Source organism: Microvirga yunnanensis, from assembly GCF_025460875.1.
Window position 1 is genome coordinate 106,247 of record NZ_JAMXFI010000010.1, and the last position, 6,000, is coordinate 112,246.

The 6,000-nt window shown below is 69.3% G+C and carries 3 protein-coding genes; 2 read left to right on the top strand and 1 reads right to left on the bottom strand.

Going from position 1 to position 6,000, the window contains the following annotated elements:
- Positions 1-85 precede the first annotated feature (85 nt).
- Positions 86-628 carry a thioesterase family protein gene (locus tag NF876_RS07610; protein ID WP_262268197.1) on the bottom strand — a complete coding sequence of 181 codons (543 nt, stop codon included), beginning with the start codon at positions 626-628 and terminating at the stop codon, positions 86-88.
- Between the two features lie 183 nt (positions 629-811).
- Between NF876_RS07610 and NF876_RS07615 the strand changes: the two genes are divergently transcribed.
- Together NF876_RS07615 and NF876_RS07620 are read left to right on the top strand one after the other, a co-directional pair.
- Positions 812-2,227, top strand: a complete 1,416-nt coding sequence (locus NF876_RS07615) for an FAD-binding oxidoreductase (RefSeq protein WP_262268198.1) — start codon at positions 812-814, stop codon at positions 2,225-2,227.
- Positions 2,228-2,309: 82 nt separating this feature from the next.
- A complete protein-coding gene (locus NF876_RS07620) occupies positions 2,310-5,885 on the top strand; it encodes an AsmA family protein (protein WP_262268199.1) in 3,576 nt (1,191 codons plus the stop codon).
- Positions 5,886-6,000: the final 115 nt, after the last annotated feature.

The window sequence follows — 6,000 nt, forward strand, 5'->3', positions numbered from 1 at the left end:
CTCCTTCTCTTGACCGGCGCATCGGATGAGGCGGACCCAGCGGGCCGCGCAAGCGAAAACCGGGTCCACTTTTCCGTCCGATGCGCTAGTGGCGGGTGCCTGACGCCGACAGGGCGTCCCGGATCTCGGCCTTGTGCGGGATCCCGATCACCCGGCCCAGGGCCTGCGGCTTCGTCAGCCGGGCATGGGTCGCCCTCATCACGGCGAGGTTGGCCGCGATGTCGTCCGGGAAGGGGCAGACCTTCCGGGTCTCCATGTCCACATGGAGGGACAGCCCCTCCATCGACGCGGCCACCCAGCCCTCGGTGGCGTGGCGGATCTCCAGATAATAGTGGATGCGCTTGTCGTCGAAATCGACCAACTGGAGCGTGACGCGCACGCGGTCGTGCATTTTCAGCTCGCGCTTGTAGACCGTGTGGATCTCGGCGGCGAAGAACGATGCCCGGCGGTTCTCCAGGTAATCGTGGCCGAGCCCCACGAGGCTGAAGCCTTCCTCCACGGCTCGGTCGAAGAGCACATGATAATAGGCCATGTTCATGTGCCCGTTGTAATCGATCCAGGCAGGTTCGACCCGCATCGTCGAGGAGACGAAGGGCGCAAAGAAAAATACCGGGGTGCGCTTGTCCATGGTCAGTGCCGTCCCTCAACACCGCTCAGGCGAGCAATCCTGTCCTGAGGAGACAGGAATGTTAGCACATTCAGACGGGTTGCGCAGCAGGGGTGCGGCATCTTTCTCATCCGGAGTGTTGCCTTCGCAACGGTTCTGATAGCTATGGGAAGAACGAGCATCACAACCGGATCTGAAGCCTTCATGAACACCTTCCAAGCGACCGCCCGTCAGAAAGCCACGGACGCCTCCGTGGCTGCTGTGTCATCCGCCCTGTCCGGGCGTTTCGGCGACAGGGTCGCGACCTCGGCCGCCGTGCGCGAGCAGCACGGACATACCCTGACCTGGGTGAAGAACCAGCCGCCGGACATCGTGGTCTACCCGCGCACGACGGATGAGGTTTCGGAGATCGTCAAACTCTGCGCCGAGCACGAGGTTCCGATCATCCCCTACGGGACCGGCACGTCCCTGGAGGGCCATGTCAACGCGCCCTATGGGGGCGTCTCGATCGATCTCAGCCTGATGAAGCGGATCATCGCCGTCCACGACGAGGATCTGGACTGCGTGGTCGAGGCGGGCGTGACCCGCAAGGAGCTGAACGAGTTCCTGCGCGACAAGGGCCTGTTCTTCCCCATCGATCCGGGGGCCGACGCGTCCATCGGCGGCATGGTGGCGACCCGGGCGTCCGGCACGAATGCGGTCCGCTACGGGACCATGAAGGACGTGGTGCTCTCGCTCACCGCGGTGCTCCCCGACGGGGAGATCGTGAAGACGGGAAGCCGCGCCAAGAAGAGCTCGGCGGGCTACGACCTGACACGGCTGCTCATCGGGTCCGAGGGGACGCTCGGCATCGTCACCGAGATCACCCTGAAGCTCCACGGCATCCCGGAGGCGATTTCCGCCGGCATCTGCCCATTCCCGTCCGTGAAGGCCGCCTGCGATGCGGTCATCATGACGATTCAGACCGGCATTCCGGTGGCCAGGATCGAGCTGCTCGACGAGGTCCAGGTGCGGGCGGTCAACCTCCATGCCAAGCTCTCCCTGCCCGAGAGCCCGCTGCTGCTCCTGGAATTCCACGGGTCCGAGGCCGGGGTGCAGGAGCAGGCCGAGCGCTTCGGCGAGATCGCGGCCGAGTTCAGCGGCGGCCCGTTCGAATGGGCCACGAAGCCGGAAGAGCGGTCCCGGCTCTGGCAGGCCCGGCACGACGCCTACTGGGCCGCCAAGGGCCTGCGGCCCGGGGCCCAGTCGGTCGCGACCGATGTCTGCGTGCCGATCTCGCGCCTCGCCGAATGCGTCGACGCCACCAAGCAGGACATCCTGGCCAGCGGCCTGATCGCTCCCATCGTGGGCCATGTGGGCGACGGCAACTTCCACGTCCAGCCGCTGGTGAATACGGATGATCCGGCGGAGATCGAGGCCTGCGAGGCCTTCGTGGACCGGCTCGTGCGGCGGGCGGTGGCCATGGAGGGAACCTGCACGGGCGAGCACGGCGTGGGGCAGAAGAAGATGAAGTACCTGGAGCTGGAGCATGGGCCGGCCGCCCTTGCCCTCATGCGCGTCTTGAAACAGGCGATCGATCCTCACAACATCATGAACCCGGGCAAGATCATCGCGGTTTGACGGTGGAACACGCGGAACGGCGCTCCCGGTCCTCGTCGTCATGGGGTAGGACGTGTCACGGTAACGGAGAAAAGGCGGCCTCTTGCGCGATATCCTGACGATCATCGCATCCATCGTGATCCTGATCCTGGCGATCGCCGTGGCGGCGCCTCCCTTCGTCGACTGGGAGGCCCACCGCGACACGATCGACCGGATGATCTCGCGCGCGTCGGGCACGGAGGCCCGGACCGAGGGCGACATCGGCATCCGGCTCCTGCCCGAGCCCCGCGTGACCCTCGGGCGTCTGAGGCTCGGCGGCAAGACGCCGGATTCGCCGGTTCTCACCGCCGACGGGGTCCGGGCCGAGGTGGCCCTGACCCCGCTGCTCCGAGGTGAGGTGCGGTTCACCGAAACGCGGGTGGGCCGGGCCGACATCCGCATCCCGGTCTCCGGGGACGGCGACTGGCGCCTGCCCCCCGATCTGGTCTCGGGCAGCGGCCGCGGCCGCGAATGGGCCATCGAGAACCTCACCGTGGCCCAGCTGCTCGTCACGACGCAGAGCGCCAGCACGGGGCGCACCAACCAGGCCTTCGCCGAGAACGTCTCCATCGAAGGCCAGAGGCTGATCGGCCCCTGGCGGATCGAGGGAACGACCTCCGGGGTGCCGTTCCGGCTCGTCACGGGGGAGCTCGCCGAGGACAAGACCGTCCAGGTCAAGCTCTCGGGGGGCGGCGACAATTACCCGCGCTTCGATATCGACGCCCGGCTGGGCCTGAACGAGGGAAGCGGCGAGGCCGCGACCCCGCAGGTCGCCGGCAAGGCCAAGATCCTCTTCGGCCCTCCGGCGCAGATCGCGGCGGCCGGCATACCGATCCCGATCGCGGTCGAGACCGAGTTCAAGACGGTGCCCGGCGCGGTCGAGCTCAACCCGGCCAGCCTCGAGGCCGGCGAGGGCGGGGCCAGCCTGCGCATGACCGGGCAGGGCCGGATCGGCCTCAACGATCCCCGCATCTCCCTGAAGCTCGAAGGCCGCCGGCTCGACGCGGACAGCTTCATCCTGTCCGGAAACGGGCAGGATTTCAAAAGCCGGCTGCAGGGATGGTCCCTGCCGCTGATCCGGGTGCCGATCGACCTCGACCTCAAGATCGACAGCATCGGGCTGGGCCAGGAGGACCTCTCGAACGCGGTCCTGCGCCTGTCGCTCGACACGGGCCGGGCGACCCTCGACCGAATCGAGTTCAATGCGCCCGGCGAGACCAGGGTGGCGATCGAAGGACAGCTCGGCTTGACCACCCGGGGCGGCATCAACGGCAAGGTGGCGCTGGCCTCCAACGCGTCCGACCGCCTGGCGCGCTATCTGGCCCGCATCGGCCTCAATTCGCCGCTGCTCAGGGTGCTCGACGGACGCCCCGTCGAGGCCTCTTCGGAGATCGCCTTCTCGAACCCCGTCCTGTCCTTCAACCGCCTGCGGCTGAAGACGGGCGAGTCCGTCCTGACCGGGAACGCCCGCTACACGGCGCCGGAAGCCAGCGAGCGCGGCAAGCTGGAGGCCCAGGTGGCGATTCAGGGCCTGAACCTCGACGACCTGCCTCAGGTGTCGAGCGTCTTCCAGGCGACCGAGAACCTCGATGTCGGCTTCATCCTGGACGCCCGCGGCGTCAGCGCGGGCAAGAGCCCCGCCACGGGCCGGATCTCGGCCCGCATCCTGTCGGACGGGCCGGCGCTCCTGGTCGAGACGCTCGACATCGTCGATCTCGCCGGCGCCAATGCCCGCGTGCGGGGGCGCATCGCCCCGGACGGCTCGGGGCAGATCACCGGCAAGGTCACGGCGCAGCGCGCCAATCCCCTGGTCGACCTCTTGGGGAGCGTGTGGATCGGCGGAATCTCGAAGCTCGTGCCCACGTTCGTGCGTGAGGGCGCCCTCGATCTCGACGTCACGTCGGAGCGCGTCGCGCCGGCGCCCGGGTCGACGGAGCTGCGCCTGCGCACGACCGCAAAGGGGCGGGTGGCCGGAGGGCCGTTCGAAGGCCAGGTCGATTCCCTCGACGGACGGACCGAGAGCCTCACCATCGCGCTGTCCGCCGACAATACGGGGCGCTGGGTCAACCGGGCCACCATGGCCGGGCTGAACCGGCCCTCCAGGATCGATCTCCGGGGCACCCGGGTCGGGTCCGGATTGTTCAACGTCACCCTCGCGGGGGACATTGCCGGCGCCAAGGTCGCGACAACGCGTCCCTTCGCCCTGAGCGAGGCGGATGACGTGGTGGACAGCGGCGAGGTCGAGATCGCGACGCCCGACATCACGCCCTTCCTGCTTCTCCTGGGCGACGGGGCCGGGGTCGCTCCGCCGGTGCCCGTGTCCGGCCGCGTCACCCTGGGCCGGGAGCGGGGCGCGACCCTGCTCGACATCAACGGCAAGGTCTCGAACGATAACGTGCAGGCCCGCCTGGTCGCGGCGTCCCGGTCGGACATCAGCGGCGACATCTCGCTCGGCCGGCTGTCCCTGCCATGGCTCGTGGCCGCCCTGTCGCTCAACGTGCCCGGAGACCAGAGCGCCACGGCGATCTGGTCGACCGCCCGCTTCGGGCAGAGCGGGCGCCTCGTCTCCGGCGGGCAGGTGATGATCCGGGTCGGGGCCCTCGAACTGGGCCGCGGCCTCCAGGCGAGCCGCGCCTCCTTCGTGCTCGGAGCGCAGTCGGACGGGATCTCCATCCGCAATCTCGACGCCACCATCGGGTCGGGCCGGATCACGGGCTCGGCCACCATCACGCGGCAGGAGGGCACGGCCACCATCGTGGGCGAAGGCGGCCTGGAGAAGGTCCCCCTGTGGGCCCTGACCGGGGCCTCGCCGTTCGAGGCGGTCCTGTCGGGTCCGCTCCGGTTCGGCGCCGCGGGCACGAGCCTGTCCGAGCTCGTGGCCAATCTCGGCGGCGCCGGCGACTGGCAGGTCACCAATCTTCGCCTGCCCGCGGCCGACCCGACCGTGTTCGACAAGGCGCTCAAGCGCGCTCTCGCCGAGACCGATCCCCTGGTCGAGGGCAAGGCGGAAGCGATCCTCGGGATCGAGCTCGGCCGGGCTCCCTTCAATGCGGCGCCGATCAAGACCTCGGCGGCGCTGGTCGGCGGCCTGCTGCGGCTCTCGCCCTTCGTGGCCGAGAGCGGGTCGGCCACGTGGCAGGGCGCCGTCACCTACGATCTGAAGACCCTGCAGCTCGATGCCCGCGGGGCCCTGACCGCCAAGTCATCGCCGCCGGAATGGGTCGGCGCGCCGCCCTCGGTCGGGCTGAACTGGCAGGGCTCCCTCGCAGCCCCCGTCCGTCAGATCGACGCGGGCCCGTTCCGCAATGGGCTGGCCGCCATCGTGCTCAAGCGCGAACTGGAGAAGATCGAGGCGTTCGAGCGCGCAGCGGCCGAGCGCCAGCGCCAGATCGACGCGCAGCGCGAGGCCGAGCGGCAGAGGGCCAAGGCGGCCGAGGAAGAGGCTCTCCGCCAGGCCCGAGCCCGGGCGGAGGCCGAGCGCGCCCGCCGGGACGCGGAGCGGCTGCAAATGGAGCAGCGGAACCAGCCGGAGCAGGAGGCGGCGCCGTCGCAGACCTCCGCGCCACCCTCCGCGCCGCCCCTGACCCCGCCGGTGCAGATCGGCCCGCCGCCCTCCGTCTACGGGACGCCCACGCGCTAGCGCACCGTGCGAAAAAGTGGACCCGGTTTTTCGCCTCGAACGGTGCGCCAGCCAAGAGAGGGAGCCTCGGGGCGCCAAAGGGTGGTGAGAGGTTGGGGGGGGGGGGGGGTGAGAG

Excerpts from the sequence above, each read along its gene's own strand:
- NF876_RS07610 (WP_262268197.1), bottom strand. The coding sequence starts at position 628 with ATGGACAAGCGCACCCCGGTATTTTTCTTTGCGCCCTTCGTCTCCTCG.
- NF876_RS07615 (WP_262268198.1), top strand. The coding sequence starts at position 812 with ATGAACACCTTCCAAGCGACCGCCCGTCAGAAAGCCACGGACGCCTCC.